Below are 24,485 nucleotides of genomic sequence, written 5' to 3' on the forward strand. Positions count from 1 at the left end.
GCGAATGGTTCGCGACGATCCGTTGGCTCTCCAGGCTGGAATGTGCTGGCGTGCTATCCCATATCGAGGATTCTGCGCTAGTCTTGCGCTAAGCTGTTGATAATTGATTCCAGTGCCCATAAACCAATAATTTCACGGAAGATAAGTATGATTACCTACCTGTACTGGGCCGCCGTTATTGCTTTGGTCGTTCTCGCTCTGTTTGCCGGCAGCCGGTTTGGTAGCCTGGGCAAGGGGGCGATTGTCGGTGCGATCATCTTTCTGGCCGGTTGGCTCGCCTACTACTTCCACTTTGAACAGGTTTTCGTCAAACGCTTTGGCGGTGTGATGCGTATCAGTGTGCCGGAAGGTCAGAGGCACCTCGGTGCTACCTGGAAGGACGATAACCTCTGGGTGGAAAACTACGATCCGAAAACCAACGAGTGCATCTTTGCTGAGTATTCGAAAGGGAACCTGCTGGAAGGCCGGGTCGTCATTCGCAACTGCAACCCGCTGATGGAGCGCACCGGCTCCGCACCGGCACGCTGATTCGGGCTGAGTCCGGCCGGCTCCACCGGGGCCGGTGATTCACTGATGTAAAGGCCGGTAAAGTTGCGCCGTCCACCGCAACTTTTACTCGTGTTTGGCGTCGCAGTGGTGGTAGTTGGCAAACGGAACCTTGTCTTGCGCGTTTCTTGTTTCGCTCCCCGAGCTTCAGTTTTTCTAATGGCGACCTGTGTGTTGCTTGGCGCTCTATTTCTGGTGGCGCCGCAGCAGGGGCACGCCCTGCCATTTTTCGACAACCTGCCGAAGTTCAAGGTGCGGGTATCCGAGAACCGTGAACTGCAGGATTGGTTGAAAGACCAGCTGAAAGAGCAGCGCAAATCCAGCAGCGTACTCAAATCCTACGAAGATCCTTTAGATGTGGCCCGTTTTGAGCGCGGCACACTGGAAAAGCTCCTGCGCTCGCGCGGCTATTACGATGGCCGCGTGCGTCAGTCGGTTAGTGACGGTGAAATTCTTTACCGGGTGGTGCCCGGGCGGATCTACCGTATCAGCAGCCTCGACCTCCGCATGCCGGCACGACTCAAAGCCGGTTTTCCCGGCGTCGGCCTGAGTGAAGGCGATCCGCTGGAGGCGGAGAAGGTTACCGAAGGCGTCAAGCGTATCGAAACTTATCTGGCAGAGAACGCCTGCCTGCTGAATGTGGACGTAAGCTACCAGGCCACGGTCGTGCACAGCGAGCACGCCGCCAGGCTCGAGTACCGCGTGGCCAAGAGCCCGGAGGTGAATGTCGGGCAGATCTATGTGGAGGGTTTGACCACCGTCGACGAGGACTTCCTGCGCAAGCGTCTGAAGCTGGAGGAGGGTGACTGTTTCTCCCGCGGTAAAATGGATGCTGCCAAGCTTCGTCTGCTGCGCACCAACCTGATTGCTGGGGTAAATGCCGAGGTATCCGAACCGAATGCGGGCATTGTGGATATCACCTTCCTGGTTATCGAACGCAAGCACCGAACCATCCGTCTGGGGGTAGGGTATTCGTCTGATGATGGTGGTGGCGCATCGGCCGGCTGGGAACATCGTAATATTCTCGGTCGCGGTGAAAAAATTGAAGTAGAAACCCGGGCTTATGAGGTCACTCAATCGCTTAAGACCGAGTTACTGGTACCGCGATTTTTTCGCGATGACCAGGACTTCGCCGCAAAGGCAGAGGCTGAGAACGAAGACCGGGATTCTTACCAGGCAGAATCGATCACCATTGGCGGTACGATCTCTCGCCGCCAAACCAAACATCGCACCTTCAGTGTCGGTAGTGCGCTCAAGTTCAGCCGGGTGCAGGAAGAGGGTGAAGAGAGTGAAAATTACAATCTCCTGTCTTTCCCGCTCGGTGTCAAAATCGACACCACTGATAACCTGCTCGACGCCCACCGGGGCGCGACGATCGCACTGGAAGTGAAACCCTACTTCGATCTCAGGAGTAGCGGGACGCAATTTACCAAAAACACCCTGGTGATGACCGGTTACCACACGTTTGAAGAAACCCGGTTTGATCCGACGGTAGCACTGCGTATCAAGGCCGGTGTCATTAGCGGGGCCGACAACCTGGAAATTCCCGCGGATGAGCGCTTTTATGCTGGTGGTGGCGGATCCGTTCGCGGTTATGCCTACCAGGCGCTCGGGCCGCGGCGTCTGATCCCGCCAACGGAGCCGGGTGAACTCCCGAAACTCTCTGACCCGATCGGCGGGCGAGGGTTGAGCGAAATATCGCTGGAAGGGCGCTTTCGTTTTACCAAAAGCTGGGGCGGCGTTTTTTTTGTTGATGGCGGTAACGCCTATGCGGACCCACAGCCCAGTTTTGATGATCTTTACTGGGGCGCAGGCTTCGGTGTGCGCTATATGACGTCGTTTGCACCCCTGCGGTTTGACATCGCTTTCCCGCTGGATCGGCGGGAAGGTCTGGACGATAGCCGCTATCAGGTTTATGTCAGTCTCGGACAGGCGTTCTGATCATGGCTGACGTTTCCACACGCAAGAAATCTCATCACATACGCTGGCCACGGGCGCCGCGGCTGACCCTGTTTGTCACGACGCTGGTGATGCCATTGTTGATGGCAATTTTTCTTGTCGGCTCAGACTCAGGGCGCGAGGCGCTGACCCGCGGCGGTCTGGCGATTGCCCGCTATTACCTGCCGGATCTGGAAATCAACGCCGACGGGGTGCGCAGCGAGGAGCTGGGGCACTGGTATTTCGAGTCATTGCGGGTGCGCTATAAAGAGCGGCCGATGGTCGATGCACACCAGCTGGGCCTGCATCTCGATATGCAGAAACTGTGGCGAAACCAGATTCATATCCGGGAGTTAAGCGCCCGCTCTTTCCTGTTCGACAACACATTGCTGGGTGAGTACTTACAGGCCCATGTCAGCGAGGAGGAGGTCGAGGATGCCGCCGAGAAGGTGGATGACCCCTATATGCCTGCAATCTGGCTGGAGCGCCTGGCGGTGGAGCGGCTGACGGTAATCGATACGGCGCTGAAGGATTTTCCGGTAGTAGCGATCAAAGGGAGTGGCAGTTATCGCTGGCCCGATCGTGAATCGGCACTGACACTGGACGTGGCAGAGATACAAGGGAAGGGACTGCACCTGCAGCTGGATGGCAAAATGCAGAGTGAAACCGTTTACGTGCTGTCGCTGACGGCGGGTGAGCGGCCCGACGGTTTTCTCGGCCGCCTGCTTCAGTTACCCGAGGGTGAGGCGCTGGACGCTGATGGCCGATTCCTGTTGGAGCTCACCGGGGAAAACCAGTTGAAGGTGGATGTGGAGCGATTCTCCCTGCCATTGGTCGATCACCGTTTTGGCCTTTCCGGGGGCGCAGACGTGGCACTGTCGCCATGGGGTGTCACCACCGACGAACTCTCTCTCACGGTTGACGAAACCCGTCACAGCATCCGCGGCACGATTGATAGTGAGGCCGTGGATTTGAACGTGCAGCTTAATCGTCTGCCGGTGGCGATATCCCAGCCTTGGCAGGATTTCCTGCAGGGAGGTTGGGTCTCCGCGGATCTGGCGGTCAAGGGGCCGCTCAGGCTACCGAATGCGGACGGCACGCTGGAATTACGGTCCAGCTACCAGCAGCAGCCGGTGCATCTCACCAGTGAGGTGGAGACGGTTGAAGATGTTATTTACATTCGCACCGCGCATCTGGCGTTTGTCGAAGCGGAACTCGACGCCAGTGGCAGCGTGGATATCGGTGGCGAGTCCATTGATCTAGAGGGGGTCATTGAGCAACTGCCGGTGGCGGAGATCCGTCGAATCCTGGCCGCATTGAAAGAAACACGCGACGTTGAAATTCCCCCCGAGCTGGACGGCACCATCAAACGCTTGAAGCTAACGGCGAACGGTCCCTGGACCAACCCGCAGCTTACTGTGGAGCTTGACAGTGCAGTGCAATACAAGGAGTTGGACGCGTCTTTACAGGGGCTAGCGACCGGTGACCTGAAAAAAATCGCCATCAGCGACCTGCTGCTGGAGGGCGACGGCATCCGGGCCGGGGGCAGCGGCGAAGTCAACCTCGAGGACAAGGCGTTGCAGTTCCAGCTGGATGTGGCCGCGCGCGGTTTACAGCCAGCGGAGCGGTTCGGGCTGCCGGTGGACCCGGGCACCGAGGTGGACCTGGATGCCGTGGTATCCATTGCCGGGCCCTTTAGTAACCCGAAAATGTCGGCGCGCCTTTCTTCGGACGGCCAGTACCGCGAATATCGCTACCGCCTGCGCGGCGGTGCCGCGGGCAATGCCGAGAAACTGACGTTCGATCGACTGCGCCTGGATCTCTATTCAGGCGCTGCCGCGCCTTCCAGTGAAAATGGCGCCCATTCCCTGATGCCGGATCAGGTAACGGATCCGGGACAGGACTACCCCCTGCTGCAATCCCGCGAGCATGTCAACGGCACCGCCGCGCTCGCTGCCGACTCTGAGCTGGCGCGCCAGCGCGGCAATGCCTGGCTCGAGCTCAATGGCGTCGTGGAGCCGAAAGCACAGCGCGCGAATGGCAGTGTCGCCGGGCGCAACATCCCGCTTGGATTGGCCGAGCTTGCCGGCGTGCAACTGCCTCTGTCCCTGCGCGGCGAGTTGAGTATTGACGGTCAATTTTCAGGTCCGTTTTCCTCACCCGAGGCCACCGCCAATATCCTCGGGCTCGGCGAGTTTCGCGGCGAGCCCTGGCATATTCAGGGAGATGTCAGTTACGGCAAGGCGCAAATAATGCTTTCAGAGGTGAGGTTGCTGTGGGCCGGGCGCAACCAGCTGACCGCCGATGGCAGCCTCAGCCAGCAGGCGATGGACCTGGAAGTACGTGCTCAGGCAGTACTGATGGACTTTGAGGAGTGGATACGCGCGGATATTGCCGATAGTGGTGAGCTGTCCCTGTGGGCGACTGCCAGGGGGACACCAAAAAAACCGGATCTTGCGGGTGAACTCAAAATCAGTGGTCGCGCACCGGCGCTGCGGGATGATGCACTGGTGGAGTCGCCGCTCACCCTGTTACTGGAATGGCAGACGCAGTCGGGCAACCTGAACATGAACCTCGATGCGAGCCACGGTAACCGCAAGGCAGCCAACGCCAGCGCCACGCTGGCCATTGCGCCGATTCTTGATCAGCTATTCCGCGAAAAGCCGGAGGGGGAATCGCCACCACTGCCAGTTGATTTGCGTGCCAGTGGCCAGGCGGACCTGGCAGCCCTGGGTGCTTTCTTCGACCCGGAAATCCACACCATGCGTGGGCAGCTGGATTTCAATCTCACCGCCGATGGCACCAGCGCCGCACCCAATGCCCGTGGCAAGATCAACCTGCGTGACGGTTACTACGAGCACCGCCCGAGTAATACGCGCCTGCGTAAAATCGTGTTTGTAGCGGAACTCACCCCGGAGGCCTGGCGGATAGTGGAGGCGAGCGCACGCGACGCCGATCGCGGGCGCGTGGACCTCCAGGGTGCGGTCCGATTCAGTGCGCCGGAACCGCCCGCCCTGAATTTTTCTGTTACGGCACGCAATGCCCACCTGCTCAATATGCCCGGCGCCAAGGGTGCCTTTAGTGGTGAGCTGCGGTTGACCGGCACTACCGAAGACGCGCTGTTGGCGGGCACCCTCAACCTGCGCCCACTGGCGGTGCAGGTGGAGCATTTTATCGGTAGCAGCGTACCTGAGATAGATGTGGTTGAAGTGGAGGTGTATGGCGGGGAAAGCGACCAGGGACCCTCGTTGATGGAAAACATCGCGCTGCAACTGAAGGTGGTGCTGGACCAGCAATCCTTTGTTCGCGGGCTTGGCCTGGATTCCGAGCTCAAGGGCAATATTGATATCGCCGGTACCGCCGCGGATCCACAGGCGTCTGGCACTTTGAACATTGTGCGCGGCAAGTTCGACCTCCTGGGCAAAAAGTTCGAACTCCAGGAAGGGCAGGTTCAGTTCGAAAACAATGTCGCCGCCCTCTACGTGAAAGGAGTACATACCTATCCCGAGGGCGAGATCACCGCGGAGATTTCCGGCACCACCGATGACCCGAAGATCGAATTCAGCTCCAATCCCGCAGCGGCCCAGGATGAAATCTTCGCCCAGCTGCTGTTTGGCAAGTCTCTCACGGATATTTCTCCGTTACAGGCTGTGCGCCTGGTGGGTGTGGTTCGCTCCTTGCAGACCGGTAACGCCGGTTTCGACCCCCTGGCCAGTACCCGTGATCTGGTGGGGCTGGATACGCTGGATTTCGAATCCGAGGCCACGGATGAGGGGGACCAGTACTCACTCAGCCTCGGTAAATACATCACCAGCCGTATCTATCTCGAGCTTCAGCGCAGTACGGACCCACTAAACCCATGGCAGGCAGAGATGCAGATTGAGCTGCGTAAAAATCTGCGCCTTGATATCAAATCGTCCGATAACAACGAAAGCGGTGCCGGAAGTGTGGAACTGCAGTGGAAGAAGGATTACTGAGCAACTATAAAAATTGAATCTAATTAAAAACGATGGGAGAAAACGAAATGGAATATTCACTCGTTGTACTGGCCGCCGGATACTCCCATCGTTTTGGCAGTGACAAACGTCTCGCCAGCATTCAGGGCGAACCGATGCTGTTGCGTACCCTGCAGACCGTACTGGAAGCCTCTGCTGAGGTGAGAGACTCCGCGGTGCAGGTGATCCTGCGTGCTCGCGACCCGGTTATGGCCAATGGTCTCAAAAAAATGCCGGTTCAGGTGTTACACGCACCGGTGTGGCCAGTCAGTATGGGGGCAAGTCTCGCCTTTGCCGTTGAGAGCCTGCAGCGCGCCGGCGCCAACCCCAAGACTGTTCTGGTATGCATGGGCGACATGCCTTTCGTCGAGCCGGAAACTCTGGTTGCTATCCTCCGGGCCGCCCGCGAAGATCGCATTCACGTTCCGGTTTGTGCCGGTACCCGTGGCTACCCGATCGCGATCGGCCGCAAATACCTCTCCGCCCTGTCCCGCCTGCGCAACACCAGCATGGAAAAGGTGTTGCGAATTTTTGACGATGCCGTAGTGGATGTTGAAGTAAACGACCCCGCAATCAACTGTGACATCAATCGCCCGGACGATTTCCACGCAGCAGTGCGGCAGGATCTGTTCGGTAAAATTTTTGCATCTCCCGATAAAGTCGAGGGTGAGCTGCTTCCATCGCCAACGGAATAATAAAATAGGCCTCTGTGGCTACTGCAAAAAACTCCGCCGGGGACTGGGCCCCGTAGGTATCCAGCACGGAACCAGACTGGGTCGAAGGTGCTACAAGCGCTTCCCGCTCGACTGACTGTGCCATTGTATGTAGCTCATGGAGGCGCTGGCGCAATTGGGCAAATGCCTCTTGCATCACCGGCGCCCAGGTCTTGCTATCGGCGCTGCGTTCAAAGGGCGGGCGCCCATCCACGTGGCCATCCTCCTCATCCAGCTTGTGCGCGAACTCGTGAATCGCCACATTGTGTCCCTGTTCCGGATGCGCCAGCCCTTGTTGAAGATCATCCCATGACAGTACCACCGGCCCGCGGTAATGGGCTTCGCCGGCGCGCGCACTCAGGTGTGTGGACCGCACGTGGCCCTGGTGGCGGGTCTCTTCCGCCACGTAGGCATCCGGGTAGACCAGAATGGTACGTAGCGCCGGATAGCAGTTGTTGTCTCGCTCCAGTAGCAGCAGGCAGGCGTGGGCGGCGATCACCACGCGCATATCCTCGGTCACCTCAAGCCCATCGCACCCTACAAACTCCTTGTCGCGTAAAAACAGGCTGACGTTCTGCTGCAGTTCCTGTTGCCTGGCGATGGGCAGCTCAGGATAGAGTGCCAGCCGGCTGCGCAAAATCGCTTCCTGTCTGGCGCTTAGCGGTCGCGAGCGAAGATAGCCGCGGCGCAAACGCTGCCACGCCATAGGCACCACCCAGATCAAAACCGCAAACACAATGACCGCTAAAAATGTCGTCAAACCCAGGCTCCCTGCGCGCTGATTCTGCGCCAGTATATCTTCTGCGCATGTACATCTCACAAGCATGAATATTGACCTCTGGTGATATTCTGCGACCATGTCCGCCGCGCGCAAGCACGCGCCAGGAAAGCAACCACGATAAGAAGTAATAAGTAAAAAGGCAGGATTGTCAGGGTATGGATACAGCGTATGTGGGTTCGCCAGTTGCACGGGCCAGTCAACCAACTCGTACGGAACCACTAGCTGCGGGCGACTTTATGCTGGTTCCCCACGGCTATGGCACCGACGCCAGTACACAGGTCTGGGTAGGCTCGCATAACGTTCAGGTACTGGATCGCTTATGGTTGCGCTGTGAGCCGGTTCCGGCTGCTGATGGCGCCATGGCGCCCGCCTATGAGTCCAGCTGCCGGGATATTCCCCTGCGCCTGGATCGCCAGGCTGAAGGGCTTAACTTTGCCTTTTTATCCATACCCACGGTACCCGGTTGCCGCTACCGTTTGACGCTCTGGCAGTGGGACCGGGGCGAAGCTGTTGTGCGGGCGCGGGCGGAGTGCCGTGGCAAGCCCGACGGATTACGGAATCGCTTCAACCTCTGGTACGGAACCTGTTTTTATCGCCACGGGGATAATGGCGCACTCGCGGAAGCATTTTCTGGCCTGCCTGAGGACTACCGCCCGGATGTTTCCTTTCTCGGTGGCGACCAGGTTTATCTGGATACAGCGTTTTCCAATCGGGGATTTGTCTTTACCCCGGGTTTCAGCACCGCCAACTTTTCCCCGCTGGCCCTCCGTCCGGCGGCCAGTATCCGTCAGCGCCTGAACAGAATTTTTACCCGCGAGTATCAAGCGAACTGGGGCGGTGGCCTGCGCGAATTATTGAGCTACGGAAACCACTATTTTCTCGCCGGCGACCATGAGTTCTGGAATGATTACCCCAATCCTCCCGGCTTTCTGCCAGCGCTCTGGTCCGGAAAAGTCCGCCGTATCTGGGCGGAGTGTGCCCGGACACTGTTCAATGCCTATCAGCTACCGCACGGAAATGCCGCTTGCGCGTTCGAAGTTGGGGAAGACCTGAGCTTCTTTGTGCTCGATACGAGGCTACAGCGTGGCCGGGGAACAGATGGCCAGTTTACCGACCCCGCTACCTTGCGGCGGCTGGAGGACTGGCTGACGGGGTTGACGGGCCCGGGAGTGCTGGTGCTGCCGGCCCCGATATTGACGCCCTGGCAATTCCGGGGTGCGGGAATCGGCCGCGCGCTGATGGTAAAACTGGGGTTCGGCGATCATTCGCTGGCGGACACCGGGCAGTACGAGGCCCTGGTGCGTGCGCTGAATGCCTGTCCCCAGGATGTGCTGATTATGGCCGGTGATGTGCACTTCAGCCGTCTTGCCCGCTTCGAACTGAATGGCAAGCAGGTCGTGGAGGTTGTCTCTTCACCGCTGTCCTGCCTGCCCAGTGCCGCGGCGGTAGCGGATCAGCGGCCGAATGTTTTCCCGGACAGGCCGGCAGACGGTATCCGTGCGGAGGTGGAATACCTCAAGGCTGGCACGACGCGTGCACACAAACGGGCAGAGATCAGCAATAACAACTTTGTCACCCTGAGCTTTACCCGGGCCGATGCCGGCGTTCGTGTGGAGGTCGTGTGCTGGAACATTAGTGCGCGAAATGAGCGGGGCGAGCCGGTCGTCGACTGGGATAGCCGAGAATTGCTTTTGCGGGCACACAATAACGAAAAATCATCATGACCAGACAAGTATTTATACTGCTCGGCCCGATTTTGGCGGCCGTATTTTATTTTCTGCTGAAAGCGGTGGGGATGTCCTATTTGCCGGCGGTAACCGCGGCGATAACCCTGCTCACTGTGATCTGGTGGATCACCGAAGCGCTACCCATTCCCGCGACATCCATCGTACCGTTTGTGTTGCTGCCATTGTTTGGGGTGGCGGACCACAAGCTGGTGGCGTCCTCTCTCGGAAGTCATGTCATCCTGCTGTTGATGGGCGCTTTCATGTTGTCGAAAGCCCTTGAAAAAAGCGGCGCGCATGAGCGCCTGGCGCTCTATATGCTCAAGCTGGTGGGTATCTCCAGCGGCCGGCGGTTGGTGCTTGGGTTCATGCTGGCGGCCGGCCTGTTGAGCATGTGGATATCCAATACCGCTACCACGCTGATGATGCTGCCTATTGCCCTGGCAATTCTCGCGCGGGCGGATAACCACCGCCTGACCATTGCATTGATTCTGGGAATTGCCTACGCCGCCAGCCTTGGTGGAGTGGGGAGCCCGCTGGGTACGCCGCCGAATGTCATTTTCATGGGGATCTATGAAGAGGTTACCGGACGAGAATTCAGCTTTCTGAGCTGGATGAAGATCGGGTTGCCGGTGGTACTGGTCACGCTGCCCATTATGGCACTGTGGCTGACGCGGGGTATTAAGCTGGAGAAAGCGCTCGAACCGCCCGTGGTAGGCGCTTGGCGGGCGGAGGAGGTGCGCACGCTGCTGGTATTCGGGGTGGCCATCCTGTTCTGGGTAACCCGCAATGAACCGTTCGGCGGCTGGAGTGACCTGCTGGGTGTCTCCGATGCTGGCGACAGCACCGTCGCACTGGGTGCCGTGGTGCTGATGTTTCTGGTTCCCAATGGCAAGGGTGGTCGTCTGCTGGACTGGGCAACCGCCGAGAGTATTCCCTGGGGGATGCTGTTGCTGTTTGCCGGCGGTATCGCCATTGCCAAGGGATTCACCGCGTCGGGGCTCAGCGAAATGATGGGGCAGGGGCTCAATTTCCTTACTGCGATGCCGCTGTGGCTGATGCTCATACTGCTGTGTCTGTCGGTCACATTCCTCACGGAAATCACCAGCAATACCGCCACCGCCACGCTGTTGATGCCGATTCTCGCGGTCGTCGCGACCAGTGCCGGCTTTGACCCCATGGTGTTGATGATCCCGGCGGCGATGTGTGCCAGTTGTGCCTTTATGCTGCCCGTTGCCACGGCGCCGAATGCCATTGCGTATGGTACCGGGAAGGTACGGATTCAGGAGATGGTCCGTGAGGGGGCGGTGTTGAGTGTGCTGGCATCTCTGATCATTGCAGGTGTCTGCTGGGTGATGCTGGTTTAGCGCGACAGTACGCAAGTTTTTTATACTGTGCAGCGGATTTTTTGCGCGTTTTTTTTCTGTATATCTTGGCGCCGACCGGTCATTGTTCGGCACAATTTAAGTGGACGCTAAATGGTTGATCTGGCCCGATGAATTGGGTTTCCTAGGCGGTTTCGGATCAACCTGGAAGGCACACTTAATAATGAGAAAACTATCCATACTGGCTGTGGCTGGCGTACTGGCCGCTTGCTCGGGCGAATCTCCGGAGGCACCCCAAACGATGAGTACCGCCGAGGCAGAAACTCATAGCGCGGTTACCGAGTCGTCTGCGCTGATTTACCCTCAGACCCGAAAAGACGACGTTGTCGACAGCTACTTCGGCACTCAGGTGGCTGACCCTTACCGCTGGCTGGAAGACGACCGCAGCGAAGAAACCGAGGCCTGGGTCAAGGCGCAGAACCAGGTTACCTTCAGCTACCTGGAGCAGATTCCTTACCGCGACAGTCTGAAAGAGCGCCTGGAAACCCTGTGGAACTACGAAAAAGTGGGTTCTCCGTTCAAAGAGGGTGGCTACACCTATTTCTACCGCAATGACGGCCTGCAGAATCAGTATGTGGTGTGGCGCAAGAAAGGGGATGGTGAAGCGGAAGTTTTCCTCGACCCCAACACCTTCAGTGTGGACGGTACCACTTCCCTGTCGACCCTGAAATTCTCCAAAGACGGTTCCATTGCCGCGTACTCTGTTTCTGAGGGTGGCAGTGACTGGCGCAAAATTTACATTATCGATGCCGAAACCAAAGAAGTGCTGGAGGAGCCGCTGGTTGATGTGAAGTTCTCGGGCATCTCCTGGAAAGGCAATGAAGGTTTCTACTACTCCAGCTACGACAAGCCCGAGGGCAGTGAGCTTTCGGCCAAGACCGACCAGCACAAGTTGTACTACCACAAACTGGGACAGGCGCAGGCCGAAGACGCGCTGGTATTTGGTGGTAACGATGAGCAGAAGCGCCGCTACGTCTCCGGTTATGTGACCGAAGATGACCGCTATCTGGTTATTTCCGGATCCGTCTCCACTTCCGGCAATGACCTGTTTATCCGCGATCTGAGTGTGGCCGATGCGCCGCTGGTGCCTGTATTGACCGACTTCGATTCCGATACCTACGTGATTGAGAACCAGGGCAGCAAACTGTTCCTGGTCACCAACCGGGATGCGCCGAATAAAAAGATCGTTACCGTCGATGCCGCCAAGCCTGCACCGGAAAACTGGCAGGACTTTATTCCGGAAACCGACAACGTACTAACCGCGTCCACCGGTGGTGGCTACTTCTTCGCGGAATACATGGTGGACGCGCTGTCGCGTGTGTACCAGTACGACTACAACGGTAAGCGCGTGCGCGAAATTGCACTGCCGGGCCCGGGTAGCGTTTCTTCACCCAGTGGTAAGCGCGAGGATAAAACCCTCTATTACTCCTTCACCAACTACAAAACCCCGTCCACCATTTTTGCCTTTGATGTGGAAAAGGGGGTATCCGATATCTACCGTGAATCCGGTGCCAAGTTTGACCCTGCCGGCTACGAGTCCAAGCAGGTATTCTTCACCTCCAAAGATGGCACCAAGGTGCCGATGATGATTACCTACAAGAAAGGCCTGGAACTGAATGGCAAGAACCCCACCATTCTCTATGGTTACGGCGGCTTCAACGTCAGCCTGACACCGTCGTTCAGTATTGCCAATGCGGTGTGGCTGGAACTGGGCGGGGTATACGCAGTTCCAAATCTGCGCGGTGGCGGTGAGTACGGCAAGCGCTGGCACAATGCGGGCACCAAACTGCAGAAGCAGAACGTGTTCGATGACTTTATCGCGGCCGGTGAATATCTGATCGAGCAGGGATACACCTCCAGCGATTACCTGGCGATTCGCGGCGGTTCCAATGGCGGCCTGCTGGTGGGTGCGGTAATGACCCAGCGCCCGGACCTGGTTAAAGTGGCCTTGCCCGCTGTCGGCGTGATGGACATGCTGCGTTACCATACCTTTACCGCCGGTGCCGGCTGGGCATACGACTACGGTACTGCCGAGCAGAGCGAGGAAATGTTTGAGTACCTGAAAGGTTATTCGCCGGTACATAATGTGAAAACTGGTGTGAACTACCCAGCGACACTGGTCACAACTGCGGATCACGACGACCGCGTGGTGCCGGCACACTCGTTCAAATTTGCCGCCGAGCTGCAGGACAAGCAGCAGGGTGTGGCGCCGACGCTGATTCGTATCGAGACCAATGCCGGCCACGGTGCGGGCACGCCGGTGTCCAAAACCATCGAACAGTACGCGGATATCTTTGGGTTTACCCTGTTTAATATGGGGGTCACTGAGCTGCCCGGCAGCTGAATCCTCAGACAGTGAATGATTCACGCAAAACCCGGCAACCGCCGGGTTTTGTCATTTTTACGGCACCACTCTTTGGCAGAATGGAGCGCGGGGTACCTCTCAACCCCTGATTCGACTTATGATGCGGAGTCAACCCAGATCATGCCCAGAATGACGACTGCGCTTGGCGCAGAAAGCAGGCCCATGCCATTACAGATTCAACTCAGCGCACGTCCTTCGGTATTGCCGCTCTATTTTCGCGCCCTCACCGCGCGTAAGCCGGGACAGTTGACCGGCGGCAGTGAGGCGGTGCTCGCCACCGTCAGCCTGCAAAAGCAGAGACTGGATACCGGACACCTCCGGGACTACCGGGCTGTTTGCGGTTTTGAGTCCGGGGCCTCTGTGCCGGCGACCTATCCATTTGTTCTCGCCATGCCCTTGCAGTTGAACCTGCTGGTGTCGGAGGCGTTTCCATTTCCGGTATTGGGGGTGGTACATGTGCGCAATCGCATCCGTCAGTTCCGGCGACTGGCCGAGCACGAGCTGCTGGATATACAGTGCGAGCTGATGGCGCCGGTGGCGGTAAAGCGGGGCTATGAGTTTGACCTGGTGACCCGGGTACATGTGGCCGGCGAACTGGTATGGGAGTGCATGAGTACGCTGTTGAGCCGATCGAAACAGCAGCGCAAACCAGACGAAGTGGCCAACCGTCGTCGGCGAAACCTTGAGGCTGTTGAAGTGGCGGAGGGCCATTCGCTGAAGTGGCATCTGCCCGCGGATACAGGGCGACGCTATGCACGGGTTTCCGGCGACCGCAACCCGATCCATCTTTTCGCCTCCACGGCGAAGCTGTTTGGTTTCCCTCGCGCAATCGCGCACGGTATGTGGCTGAAGGCGCATTGCCTGGCGTCACTGGAGGCCGCAGTGGCCGATACCTCGCTGTGGGATAGCGTCGATTTCAGCGTCGAGTTCAAAAAGCCGGTGTTGCTGCCATCTTCGGTCACATTGCAGTATATGCGGGTGGAGTCGGGCCTGCGGTTTAGCCTGGTGGACGCGCATGGAAAGCGGGCGCATTTGTGCGGTCGAATCGAGCAGATCTGATTTTCCCGCTGGATGTGGTTCGGTCGTTCTGGTCCGGTCCGATGGCGGCCCGGAATATTGGCCTAGGTATTAAGGAGAGGGTGTGGATTCGCAGATTCTGCAGCTGGCGGAAAGCCTTGGTGAGAAACTTCAGCGTCTAGGGTGGAAGGTGACCGCCGCGGAGTCCTGCACTGGCGGCGCCATTGCGGCAGCGATTACCTCTGCCGCGGGCGCTTCCGCCTGGTTCGAAGGTTCCGTGGTGTCTTACGCGGATCGTATCAAGCGCGATTTCCTCGGCGTTGACCGGAAAGACCTTGAGGAGTTTGGTGCGGTCAGCGAGGCTGTAGTGCGGCAGATGGCAGTCGGCGTGCTCAACCGGCTGGACGCGAACCTCGCGGTGGCAGTGAGTGGCATCGCGGGGCCAGATGGCGGTAGCGAAGAAAAACCTGTCGGCACGGTATGGATTGGTTGGGCCCACGGTGAGGGGCAGGAACCTGTCCAGGCCGATGCGCGCCTGTTGCACTTTGAAGGAAACCGTGCCCAGATCCAGTCCCAGACGGTGATCGAAGCCCTCAGGGGAATGCTCGAAATTGCCGAGTTACACTGCAAGCGCTGATCGCAATCGCTGAATGGCGTGCTTCCCGGATCGGGTCGCAGAGGCCCCCCGCGGGTGGCGACCATCAATTCCGGATTACTGGTTGCTTATACAGTAATTTTTCTCTAAGCTCCCTCCCATAAGCAAACTTCAAGTACATGGGAAGGGTCATGGATTCCAACAAAGACAAGGCTTTACAGGCGGCGCTGTCACAGATCGAGCGTCAGTTCGGCAAGGGCACCGTCATGCGCATGGGGGATAAAGAGCGTGTGCGTATCCCCGCGATCTCCACCGGCTCCCTGGGCCTGGATGTGGCGCTGGGTATTGGCGGTCTGCCCCGCGGGCGTATTGTTGAGATCTACGGTCCGGAATCCTCCGGTAAAACCACCCTGACCCTTCAGGTTATCGCGGAGGCCCAGCGCAAGGGCGGCACCTGTGCCTTTGTGGACGCGGAGCACGCACTGGACCCGATTTACGCCGAGAAGCTCGGCGTAAATGTTGATGAACTGATTGTGTCCCAGCCGGATACCGGTGAGCAGGCACTGGAAGTGGCCGATATGCTGGTGCGCTCCGGTGCCGTGGATGTGCTGGTTGTGGACTCCGTGGCGGCACTGACGCCGCGTGCGGAGATTGAAGGCGAGATGGGCGATTCCCACGTGGGCCTGCAGGCCCGCCTGATGTCCCAGGCGCTGCGCAAGCTGACCGGTAACATCAAGAACACCAACACCCTCTGCGTATTCATCAACCAGATCCGTATGAAGATCGGCGTGATGTTTGGTTCGCCCGAAACCACCACCGGCGGTAACGCGCTGAAGTTCTACTCCTCCGTACGCCTGGATATCCGTCGTATCGGCGCGGTGAAAGAGGGTGACGAAGTGGTTGGTAACGAAACGCGTGTCAAGGTCGTCAAGAACAAGGTGGCGCCGCCGTTCAAACAGACCGAATTCCAGATCCTGTACGGTGAAGGCATCAATATGCTGGGTGAAATCATCGACTACGGCGTGAAGATGGGGCTGGTGGACAAAGCCGGAGCCTGGTACAGCTACAAGGGCGACAAGATCGGCCAGGGCAAGGCCAACGCGGTCAAGTTCCTGAAGGAAAATACCGATATCCGCAACGACATTGAGTCCCAGCTGCGGGCCCAGCTTCTGGGTGATGTGACGGACGCAAAGCCGGACGCACAGCCGGAAGCGCTGGAAGCTGCGGAAGACTGATCTTGTCTTTTCCCGACGATAACTCCGGTGGCCAGCCCTCCTGGCTGCCGGATATTTCTGAACCCGATTCCCTAGATACTCCCCACTCCCCCGATACTCACAAAACCGCCGGCTCCGCCGAAGTCTCGCGGGAATCCGCTGACGCGTTCCAGGCCCTGTTCAACAGCGCACTGGAGCTACTATCTCGCCGCGAGCACTCCTGCCACGAGCTGCGCCAGAAACTGGGCAAAAAGTACCCGCTTGGTGATTTTGACGCTCTGTTGCTGAGGCTGCAGGAGCTTAATTACCAGTCTGACCAGCGCTTTGCGGAAGTATTTTGCCGTTCCCGTGTCCAGCGCGGGCAGGGGCCGCTGAGGATTCGTCAGGAGCTGCAGTTACGGGGGATTCATTCGTCGCTGGCCCAGGCGGCGATGGACCAGTTACAGGAGGATGTGGACTGGTTCGAGCTGGCGCTGGAGCAATTGCAGCGCAAGTTCCGGCGCCCAATCGACCCCTCCCTCGAGCGACAGCAGGAGATGAAAGAGCGCGCCCGCCGGCAACGCTACCTTGCCTACCGTGGTTTTCTCAGCGATGCCATTCAGTACGCAATCGCCGAGCTGGATGCCGCTGGCGACTCCGGACACGGGGCTGAGACGGGGTTGTAGGGAGCGTATATACTGGCTGGAGAGTAAACGGTCTACACAATCAATAATGAAAAGTGAGCCGCGATGATTCTCTCTATTGACCAGGGTACAACGGGTACCACGGCGTTTGTCTTTGATGCTGACGGCCAGCTGCGCGGCCGCAGTTATTCCGAATTCCCCCAGTATTATCCGCGTCCCGGTTGGGTCGAACACGACGCCGAGGAAATCTGGCAGGTCACGCTCAGGGTCTGTGCCGCGGCCCTTCAGCGCTCAGGTGTGGATGCGCGTGAGCTGACGGCACTGGGGATCACCAATCAGCGGGAAACCACCATTCTGTGGGATCGCCACACTGGCGAGCCGGTGCATCGCGCCATCGTCTGGCAGTGCCGGCGTTCCGCCGAAATCTGCAGTGAGTTACGGGAGGCTGGTGCCGAGTCCATGGTGCGGGCCAAAACCGGGCTGTTGCTGGATGCCTACTTTTCCGCCAGCAAGCTGCGCTGGATTTTCCAGCACTCGCCCGACCTGTATCGCCGTGCGGTGGCAGGTGAGCTCTGCTTCGGCACGGTCGACAGCTGGCTGATCTGGCGTCTCACCGGTGGCCGGTCCCATCTTACCGATCACACCAACGCCAGCAGAACCCTGCTCTACGATCTGGACCGCCGCCAGTGGGACAGTGAGTTGCTGAAACTGTTCGGCTGCCCGCCCTCGATCCTTCCGGAAATTCGTCCCTCTGCCGGGATGTTTGCCACCACCGACCCGGCCGCGTTTCTCGGTGCCGAGGTTCCCATCACCGGCGTTGCGGGAGATCAGCAGGCCGCTTTATACGGGCAGGGCTGTGTCGAACCCGGTAGCCTGAAGAACACCTACGGCACCGGATGCTTCATGCTCGCCTGCGCTGGTAACACGCGGCCGCTCGTTCCCGAGGGGCTGCTCACCACCATCGCTTGTGACCTGGCTGGCCAGCCCCAGTTTGCGATCGAGGGATCGGTGTTCAACGGTGGCGCGGCAGTGCAGTGGTTGCGGGATGACCTGGGTGTGATTCAGCAGGCTGCGGAGACCGAGCAGATTGCCCTGGGAATCCCGGATACCCGAGGGGTGTATCTGGTACCGGCCTTCAGTGGCCTCGGCGCGCCGCACTGGGATGCCGGTGCCCGCGGCGCCATATTCGGTCTCACAAGGGGGGCTGGCCGGGCAGAAATTGTGCGGGCAACGCTCGAGTCCATTGCGTACCAGAGTCATGAACTGGCGCAGCTTATGGCTCAGGCCCTGGGTGTGGATCTGAAGTGCCTCAGGGTCGATGGTGGTGCCAGCGCAAACAATTTCCTGATGCAGTTTCAGGCGGATATTTCCCGTCTGCGGGTGGAGCGGCCCCGGCAGATAGAAACCACTGCGGTCGGTGCGGCGCTATTGGCCGGTATCGGCGCGGGGGTTTGGCCGCACGATGACCTTCCGAAGACACTGGTAGATGTCGAGCGGGACTTCCTCCCCCAGATGGGCGAACTGCCGCGTCGGGAGCTTCTGAAAGGGTGGGCGTGCGCAGTGGCGGCTTGTCGCACCTACAGAGGTGGGTAAGTACTGGCGAAAGAGTGGAATTCGTTGTACAAACTAGTGGGTAACAAGCCCGCAATACTCCGATAACATCGGAGTGGCAGAATCCTCGAATAATGATAAGAAGCAGGAGAGTGCCATGTATTTTGAGTCCCGTGATATCCGGCTGCACTACCGGCGCTGGTGGGTTGAAAATGCCCTTGGCGTAGTGGTTGTTTCCCATGGGCTGGGCGAGCACAGCGGCCGCTACCGCTTGCTGGCTCGATATCTCAATGCCCACGGCTACAGCGTATACGCGCTGGACCATTTCGGACACGGGCAATCCCCCGGGCGCCGCGGCGATATCGAAGAATTCACCCTTTACTCCACAGACCTGAGTCACTTTATCCATCTCGCGCGCCATGAAAACCCGGGGCAGTCGATTCACCTGCTCGGGCATAGTATGGGAGGCGTAATTGCCTGCGATGCACTGGTCTCCGCGGGAAGCGAGCCGCTGGTCGACAGTCTGGTGCTGTCTGCTCCAGCGTTCACGGGCGGTAATGAGCCGGGGGTGGTGGAAGTCGGGCTGATTCGTCTGCTGGCGCGGATCGCCCCGGGGTTACCCCTCTCCAATCGCCTGGATAGCCGATGGATCAGCCGCGACCCGGAAGTGGTTGAGGCATATCGTGCCGACGACCTGGTGCACGACCGGGTGACGCCGCGCTGGTTTCTCGGCTACCGGAAAGTGCGCGACCGGTTGCTGGCGCATCCGGAGGCAATACAAACCCCATGCCTGACCCTGCTCCCGGAGGCCGATTATCTGGTGGACCCTGACGTCAGCCGTGCGTGGCATGAGAGTTTGGAAGGGAGCGGCCACTGTCTGTGCACCTTCGCCGGCGCTTACCATGAGGTATTCAATGACCCGGATTTGGCGGAGCAGGCCATGGAATCGCTGCTTGAGCATTTGACCGAACACTCAGCCCCTTCCACTCAGGGCGTCCTGCCAGAACAGCTGCGTGCCGGTGCCTGAGCACCGGTCCCCCTCCTGATCGCACGATTTCGCGACGGCCGGAATTCTTCCGTCGACCGTGAAAACCCCAGAAAAGCGTTGTACCATACGCGGTCATTTTTGACCCGCAGCCCAGTAGTTCCGGGGTGTGGGCTTATGCAGAGTGAATCATGGACAAAAAACTACTGAGTTTGCTGGTCTGTCCGGTCAGCAAGGCGCCGCTGGAATATCACGAAGAAACCCAGGAACTGGTGTGCAAGGCCAGCGGCCTGGCATATCCCGTGCGGGACGGGATCCCGGTAATGCTGGAATCCGAGGCGCGGACGCTTACCGTCGACGAAAAGCTTGAAAAGTAGCCCGGGCTCAATGGGTGAAATCTGAATTCAGGGCGCGCAAGGAGGTGCCGTATGGGAGAAAGCAGTGTTTTCAGCCGGATCATTTCGGGAGAGCTGCCGGCCCGGCGCCTCTACGAAGATGACCAGTGCATTGTCATCGAAGACCGTGCACCGCAGGCGCCGACACATCTGCTGATTATTCCCCGCAAACCCCTGGTCAGCCTGGTGGACGCGGAGCCGGACGATGCGCCTCTGTTGGGGCACCTGATGTGGGTGGCTTCGACCATTGCGCGGCGTCTGGGGCTTGAAAAGGGGTTCCGCCTGGTGATCAACAACGGCCGCGAAGCGGGGCAAACCGTATTTCATCTGCATATCCATTTACTGGCCCAGCGCGAAATGCCTGAGGCCGGCCTTGCCGACGACCTGCAGGGCTGAAAACTGGTGGCGCAACCGATGCGCCGGTACAAACTTTACTGACGATGTGGAAGTTGGCTGAATGAAGAGCGCACAGATTCGCGAAGCATTTCTTAATTATTTTGCCGAGCAGGGGCACACCCGTGTTGCCTCCAGCTCCCTGGTGCCGGGGAACGATCCCACGCTGTTGTTCACCAACGCCGGTATGGTGCAGTTCAAGGACACCTTTCTGGGGCAGGAGTCTCGCCCTTACCTGCGCGCGACCAGCTCCCAGCGTTGTGTGCGTGCCGGGGGCAAACACAACGACCTGGAAAATGTCGGCTACACCGCTCGCCACCATACCTTTTTCGAAATGCTGGGTAACTTCAGCTTCGGCGATTACTTCAAGCGGGAGGCTATCCAGTTTGCCTGGCAGTTCCTGACCGAGGTGCTGGGACTGCCGCAAGAGCGCCTGTGGGTCACCGTGCATATTAGCGATGACGAGGCTGCGGACATCTGGCTGAAGGAAATCGGGGTCAGTGCAGACCGCTTCTCCCGGCTGGATGAGGACAACTTCTGGCAGATGGGGGATACCGGTCCCTGTGGGCCGAGCTCCGAGATTTTCTACGACCACGGTGAAGACGTTCCGGGCGGTCCTCCCGGCTCCGAGAACGATGACCTCGATCGCTATATCGAGATCTGGAACCTGGTATTCATGCAGTTTGAGCGCTCCGCGGACGGTGAGTTGCACCCTCTGCCCAAGCCTTCAGTAGATACCGGTATGGGGCTGGAACGTATTGCCGCGGTAATGCAGGGCGTGCACTCCAACTACGAGATTGATCTGTTCCAGGCACTGCTCAAGGCCGCCGGCCAGGTCGTCGGCTGCGAAGACACCGAGGAAAAATCTCTGCGGGTGATCGCGGACCATATCCGCTCCTGCTCTTTCCTGATTGCCGATGGCGTCATGCCCTCCAATGAAGGACGAGGGTTCGTACTGCGCCGGATCATTCGCCGCGCGGTGCGTCACGGCCACAAGCTGGGGCACAAGGAAATTTTCTTCTACAAGCTGGTTCCGGCCCTGGTTGAGCAAATGGGAGAGGCCTATCCGGAGCTGCACGAAAAGCAGTCCATCATCGAGGAGGCTCTGCGCAAAGAAGAAGAGCAGTTTGCCAAGACCCTCGATAAGGGGCTGGCACTGCTGGACGATGCGCTGGCTTCTCTGGATGGGACCGAAGTCCCTGGCGAGTTAGTGTTTACTCTCCATGACACCTACGGTTTCCCCACCGACCTGACCCAGGATATCGCCCGTGAGCGGGGGCTCACTCTGGACATGGCGGGCTATGACGAAGCCATGAATGCGCAGCGCGAACGTGCTCGCGCTGCGGGAAAATTCAAGCAGGATTACAGCGACAATATCGAGCTCGAGGGCAGTACGGAGTTTCTCGGGTACGCAAGCACCGAGGCGACCGGTAAAGTCGTCGCCATCGTAAAAGACGGTGAACGGGTGGATACCCTGGAGGAGGGAGAAACTGGTGCTGTGGTGCTGGATCGAACCCCGTTTTATGCAGAGTCTGGCGGCCAGGTTGGTGACAGCGGGTATCTGCAGGCTGGCAGTGGCCGCTTTGAAGTCACCGATTGCGTCAAGCTTGGTGGCCACCACCTGCACCAGGGTAAGGCCCTTTCCGGCAGTCTCACCGTCGGCGATGAAGTCACTGCAGAAGTTGCCGGCGACGTACGCCAGTCCACTGCGCTGAACCACTCCGCGACGCACCTGCTCCACGCCGCGCTGCGTAAAGTGCTCGGTGAGCACGTGACCCAGAAGGGGTCGCTGGTGGATTCAGAGCGCCTGCGTTTTGACTTCTCGCACCCCGAGGCGGTTACCGCCAAGCAGCTGCGTGCCGTCGAGGCGCTGGTGAACAGCCAGATTCGAGCCAACACACCGGTGGAAACCGAAGAGACCGATATCGAGACTGCCAAATCCAAAGGTGCGATGGCGCTGTTCGGTGAAAAGTACGGCGATACCGTGCGGGTACTCTCCATGGGTGAGCGCACCGACACGGGAACCTTCTCTGTAGAACTCTGTGGCGGTACCCATGTCAACCGCACGGGGGATATCGGCTTGCTGCGTATTGTGGGCGAGAGCGGCATCGCCTCTGGACAGCGGCGAATTGAGGCAGTTACAGGTGCCCATGCGCTCGCCCTGTTCGACGAGGCGCAGCAGCGTCTGGATCACGCTGCGGCCATGCTGAAGGCGCGCCCGGATACCCTCGCTGACAAGGTTGAGCAGCTGCTGGCCAATAACCGCAAGCTGGAAAAAGAGGTCGCACAATTGAAAACCCGCCTCGCAAGTGGTGCGGGCGGAGACCTGACAAATCAGGCAGTCGAGGTTGATGGCGTTAAGGTGCTGGCGACTTCGATTGAGGGTGCGGATGCCAAGTCACTGCGCGACGTGGCTGACCAGATGAAAAGCAAGCTCGGCAGCGGCATCGTCCTGCTGGCGGCACCGGCAGATGGGAAGGTTGCCCTTGTTGCGGCAGTGACCAAAGACTTGACCAAGCGCCTGGCGGCGGGTGACCTGATGCGCTTTGCTGCCGGAGAGCTCGGTGGCAAAGGCGGCGGTCGCCCGGATATGGCTCAGGGTGGCGGAACTGACGTTGAATCGCTCCCTGGCGTACTGAAAAGCGTCCCCGACTGGGTGAAAAACAATATCAAGTGAAACCTTTAGCCGAATATGCCGGCAAATCGAGATTTGTCGGCGTTAACCTGGCGAGAATTGTGTGTTTTCAGTTGATTTGCCTTGAATTAGGTGATTTAGTGCGCGACGCGCGCGTCAGTGGCGCGTAATTGGGTAGTAAGGAACACTAGAACGATGAGTTTGTTCGTGCAGAAATACGGCGGCACCTCGGTGGGCTCGATTGAGCGCATTGAGGCGGTGGCTGACAAGGTGGCCGGGTTCAAAGCCCAGGGCCACAGTATGGTTGTGGTTCTCTCTGCGATGAGCGGAGAAACCAACCGCCTGATTGACCTGGCGCGCCAGATCCAGGAGCACCCGGACCCGCGGGAGATGGATGTACTGGTTTCCACCGGGGAGCAGGTTACGATCGCGCTACTGACCATGGCGCTGAAGAAGCGTGGTTATGATGCCTGCTCCTACACGGGGGGGCAGGTAAAGATCCTGACCGACAACGCCCACACCAAAGCGCGTATTCAACGCATTGACGTAGAGCGTATGCGCCGCGACCTGGATACGGGGAAAGTGGTCGTTGTTGCTGGTTTCCAGGGCGTTGATGACGACGGCAACATTACTACCCTCGGCCGCGGCGGTTCCGATACGACCGGCGTTGCGCTGGCGGCGGCGCTGGATGCCACCGAGTGTCAGATTTACACCGACGTGGATGGGGTCTACACCACGGATCCGCGCGTGGTGGACAGTGCTCGTCGTCTTGATCGCATCACCTTTGAGGAGATGCTGGAGATGGCGAGCCTTGGCTCCAAAGTGCTGCAGATCCGGGCGGTAGAGTTTGCCGGAAAGTACAAGGTGCCGCTGCGCGTACTCTCAACGTTTGAAGACGGCAACGGCACACTGATTAGTCTTGATGAGGAAGACAACGAGATGGAACAGCCTGTAGTCTCTGGCATAGCGTTTAACCGCGACGAGGCAAAACTGACAATACGTGGTGTGCCGGACACCCCCGGGGTGGCCTGTCGCATATTGGCCCCGGTTGGCGCGGAAAACATCGAAGTCGATGTGATCGTTCAGAATATCAGTGCGATCGACGGCACAACCGACTTCACGTTCACAGTGCATCGCAACGATCTGAGCAAGGCGCGCGGTGTGCTCGAGCGCGTGGCAGACGAGCTGGGTGCCAGGGAAGTCGTATCCGACGACAAGATTGCCAAGGTTTCCATTGTGGGGGTTGGCATGCGTTCTCACGCGAACGTGGCATCCCGGATGTTCGAGGCGCTGGGTGAAGACAATATCAACATCCAGATGATCACGACCTCTGAAATCAAGATTTCAGTCATTATCGACGAACGTTACCTGGAGCTGGCAGTGCGCGCGCTGCACAGCGCATTTGAGCTGTCTGAAGCCAAGTCAGCGGGAAAGCTATAACCAGAGTGATGGATGCCGCCTTCAATCATAGCGATTCGATTGTCTGGCGTGCGGTGCGACCTATTGAGATTTTCTGCGACTGGACGATACTGAATAAAGTGACGGACAAGATTCCCGGTTTGAAGCGTTCTCGGGTTATTATGACTCAAGGCGCGCGCTAGGGATAACTGGTCGTGCCAAATCACAGGAT

The 24,485-nt window shown here is 58.7% G+C and carries 18 protein-coding genes; 17 read left to right on the forward strand and 1 reads right to left on the reverse strand.

The features are described from left to right. Positions 1 to 147 precede the first annotated feature (147 nt). The 4 genes from GTQ55_RS05675 (at position 148) to GTQ55_RS05690 (ending at position 7,174) form a co-directional block, all read left to right on the forward strand. Positions 148 to 528, forward strand: a complete 381-nt coding sequence (locus tag GTQ55_RS05675; RefSeq protein ID WP_161857865.1) for a hypothetical protein — start codon at positions 148 to 150, stop codon at positions 526 to 528. 177 nt (positions 529 to 705) lie between these two features. Continuing rightward, complete coding sequence (locus tag GTQ55_RS05680) at positions 706 to 2,487, forward strand: autotransporter assembly complex protein TamA (protein ID WP_161857866.1); 1,782 nt, start codon at positions 706 to 708, stop codon at positions 2,485 to 2,487. 2 nt (positions 2,488 to 2,489) lie between these two features. After that, positions 2,490 to 6,461 (forward strand): translocation/assembly module TamB domain-containing protein, encoded by a 3,972-nt coding sequence (locus GTQ55_RS05685; protein WP_161857867.1) that lies wholly within the window; start codon positions 2,490 to 2,492, stop codon positions 6,459 to 6,461. Positions 6,462 to 6,508: 47 nt separating this feature from the next. Beyond that, positions 6,509 to 7,174 (forward strand): nucleotidyltransferase family protein, encoded by a 666-nt coding sequence (locus tag GTQ55_RS05690; RefSeq protein WP_161857868.1) that lies wholly within the window; start codon positions 6,509 to 6,511, stop codon positions 7,172 to 7,174. Here the strand turns inward: GTQ55_RS05690 and GTQ55_RS05695 are convergent. Then, positions 7,065 to 7,952 carry a M90 family metallopeptidase gene (locus GTQ55_RS05695; RefSeq protein WP_161857869.1) on the reverse strand — a complete coding sequence of 296 codons (888 nt, stop codon included), beginning with the start codon at positions 7,950 to 7,952 and terminating at the stop codon, positions 7,065 to 7,067. The two genes, GTQ55_RS05690 and GTQ55_RS05695, sit on opposite strands and share 110 nt — an antisense overlap. 257 nt (positions 7,953 to 8,209) lie before the next feature. Here GTQ55_RS05695 and GTQ55_RS05700 point away from each other — a divergent pair, with 257 nt between their 5' ends. The 13 genes from GTQ55_RS05700 (at position 8,210) to GTQ55_RS05760 (ending at position 24,295) form a co-directional block, all read left to right on the forward strand. Further along, positions 8,210 to 9,697, forward strand: a complete 1,488-nt coding sequence (locus GTQ55_RS05700) for a metallophosphoesterase family protein (protein ID WP_161857870.1) — start codon at positions 8,210 to 8,212, stop codon at positions 9,695 to 9,697. Then, on the forward strand, positions 9,694 to 11,064 hold the full coding sequence (locus GTQ55_RS05705) for an SLC13 family permease (protein ID WP_221296393.1): 1,371 nt from the start codon (positions 9,694 to 9,696) through the stop codon (positions 11,062 to 11,064). Before GTQ55_RS05700 ends, GTQ55_RS05705 begins: the two co-directional genes overlap by 4 nt. A gap of 259 nt (positions 11,065 to 11,323) precedes the next feature. Beyond that, on the forward strand, positions 11,324 to 13,426 hold the full coding sequence (locus tag GTQ55_RS05710) for a prolyl oligopeptidase family serine peptidase (RefSeq protein WP_237567842.1): 2,103 nt from the start codon (positions 11,324 to 11,326) through the stop codon (positions 13,424 to 13,426). Between the two features lie 183 nt (positions 13,427 to 13,609). After that, on the forward strand, positions 13,610 to 14,506 hold the full coding sequence (locus tag GTQ55_RS05715) for a MaoC family dehydratase (RefSeq protein ID WP_161857872.1): 897 nt from the start codon (positions 13,610 to 13,612) through the stop codon (positions 14,504 to 14,506). A gap of 82 nt (positions 14,507 to 14,588) precedes the next feature. After that, positions 14,589 to 15,101 carry a CinA family protein gene (locus tag GTQ55_RS05720; RefSeq protein ID WP_161857873.1) on the forward strand — a complete coding sequence of 171 codons (513 nt, stop codon included), beginning with the start codon at positions 14,589 to 14,591 and terminating at the stop codon, positions 15,099 to 15,101. Positions 15,102 to 15,250: 149 nt separating this feature from the next. Further along, on the forward strand, positions 15,251 to 16,294 hold the full coding sequence (gene recA, locus GTQ55_RS05725) for a recombinase RecA (RefSeq protein ID WP_161857874.1): 1,044 nt from the start codon (positions 15,251 to 15,253) through the stop codon (positions 16,292 to 16,294). A 2-nt stretch (positions 16,295 to 16,296) separates the two neighbouring features. Beyond that, a complete protein-coding gene (locus tag GTQ55_RS05730) occupies positions 16,297 to 16,938 on the forward strand; it encodes a regulatory protein RecX (protein ID WP_237567843.1) in 642 nt (213 codons plus the stop codon). 63 nt (positions 16,939 to 17,001) lie between these two features. Further along, positions 17,002 to 18,489, forward strand: coding sequence for a glycerol kinase GlpK (gene glpK, locus GTQ55_RS05735; RefSeq protein WP_161857875.1), 1,488 nt, complete (start codon positions 17,002 to 17,004; stop codon positions 18,487 to 18,489). Positions 18,490 to 18,604: 115 nt separating this feature from the next. Next, positions 18,605 to 19,474: an alpha/beta hydrolase gene (locus GTQ55_RS05740; protein WP_161857876.1), complete on the forward strand. Its 870-nt coding sequence runs from the start codon at positions 18,605 to 18,607 to the stop codon at positions 19,472 to 19,474. A gap of 146 nt (positions 19,475 to 19,620) precedes the next feature. Then, a complete protein-coding gene (locus tag GTQ55_RS05745) occupies positions 19,621 to 19,809 on the forward strand; it encodes a Trm112 family protein (RefSeq protein ID WP_161860031.1) in 189 nt (62 codons plus the stop codon). Positions 19,810 to 19,860: 51 nt separating this feature from the next. Continuing rightward, entirely contained in the window at positions 19,861 to 20,223 is a 363-nt protein-coding gene (locus GTQ55_RS05750) for a histidine triad nucleotide-binding protein (protein ID WP_161857877.1), read from the forward strand. A gap of 61 nt (positions 20,224 to 20,284) precedes the next feature. Next, a complete protein-coding gene (gene alaS, locus GTQ55_RS05755) occupies positions 20,285 to 22,897 on the forward strand; it encodes an alanine--tRNA ligase (RefSeq protein ID WP_161857878.1) in 2,613 nt (870 codons plus the stop codon). Positions 22,898 to 23,050: 153 nt separating this feature from the next. Further along, positions 23,051 to 24,295: an aspartate kinase gene (locus GTQ55_RS05760; RefSeq protein ID WP_161857879.1), complete on the forward strand. Its 1,245-nt coding sequence runs from the start codon at positions 23,051 to 23,053 to the stop codon at positions 24,293 to 24,295. The last annotated feature ends 190 nt before the right edge of the window (positions 24,296 to 24,485 follow it).

The sequence above is a fragment of the Microbulbifer hydrolyticus genome, from assembly GCF_009931115.1.
Lineage (GTDB): Bacteria > Pseudomonadota > Gammaproteobacteria > Pseudomonadales > Cellvibrionaceae > Microbulbifer > Microbulbifer hydrolyticus.

Bases quoted from the DNA above. Each gene is read 5' to 3' on its own strand.
- GTQ55_RS05740 (WP_161857876.1), top strand. From the start codon at position 18,605: ATGTATTTTGAGTCCCGTGATATCCGGCTGCACTACCGGCGCTGGTGG.
- GTQ55_RS05760 (WP_161857879.1), top strand. From the start codon at position 23,051: ATGAGTTTGTTCGTGCAGAAATACGGCGGCACCTCGGTGGGCTCGATT.
- GTQ55_RS05675 (WP_161857865.1), top strand. From the start codon at position 148: ATGATTACCTACCTGTACTGGGCCGCCGTTATTGCTTTGGTCGTTCTC.
- GTQ55_RS05710 (WP_237567842.1), top strand. From the start codon at position 11,324: ATGAGTACCGCCGAGGCAGAAACTCATAGCGCGGTTACCGAGTCGTCT.
- GTQ55_RS05705 (WP_221296393.1), top strand. From the start codon at position 9,694: ATGACCAGACAAGTATTTATACTGCTCGGCCCGATTTTGGCGGCCGTA.
- glpK (WP_161857875.1), top strand. From the start codon at position 17,002: ATGATTCTCTCTATTGACCAGGGTACAACGGGTACCACGGCGTTTGTC.
- GTQ55_RS05685 (WP_161857867.1), top strand. From the start codon at position 2,490: ATGGCTGACGTTTCCACACGCAAGAAATCTCATCACATACGCTGGCCA.
- GTQ55_RS05750 (WP_161857877.1), top strand. From the start codon at position 19,861: ATGGGAGAAAGCAGTGTTTTCAGCCGGATCATTTCGGGAGAGCTGCCG.
- recA (WP_161857874.1), top strand. From the start codon at position 15,251: ATGGATTCCAACAAAGACAAGGCTTTACAGGCGGCGCTGTCACAGATC.
- GTQ55_RS05715 (WP_161857872.1), top strand. From the start codon at position 13,610: ATGCCATTACAGATTCAACTCAGCGCACGTCCTTCGGTATTGCCGCTC.
- alaS (WP_161857878.1), top strand. From the start codon at position 20,285: ATGAAGAGCGCACAGATTCGCGAAGCATTTCTTAATTATTTTGCCGAG.
- GTQ55_RS05700 (WP_161857870.1), top strand. From the start codon at position 8,210: ATGCTGGTTCCCCACGGCTATGGCACCGACGCCAGTACACAGGTCTGG.
- GTQ55_RS05680 (WP_161857866.1), top strand. From the start codon at position 706: ATGGCGACCTGTGTGTTGCTTGGCGCTCTATTTCTGGTGGCGCCGCAG.
- GTQ55_RS05690 (WP_161857868.1), top strand. From the start codon at position 6,509: ATGGAATATTCACTCGTTGTACTGGCCGCCGGATACTCCCATCGTTTT.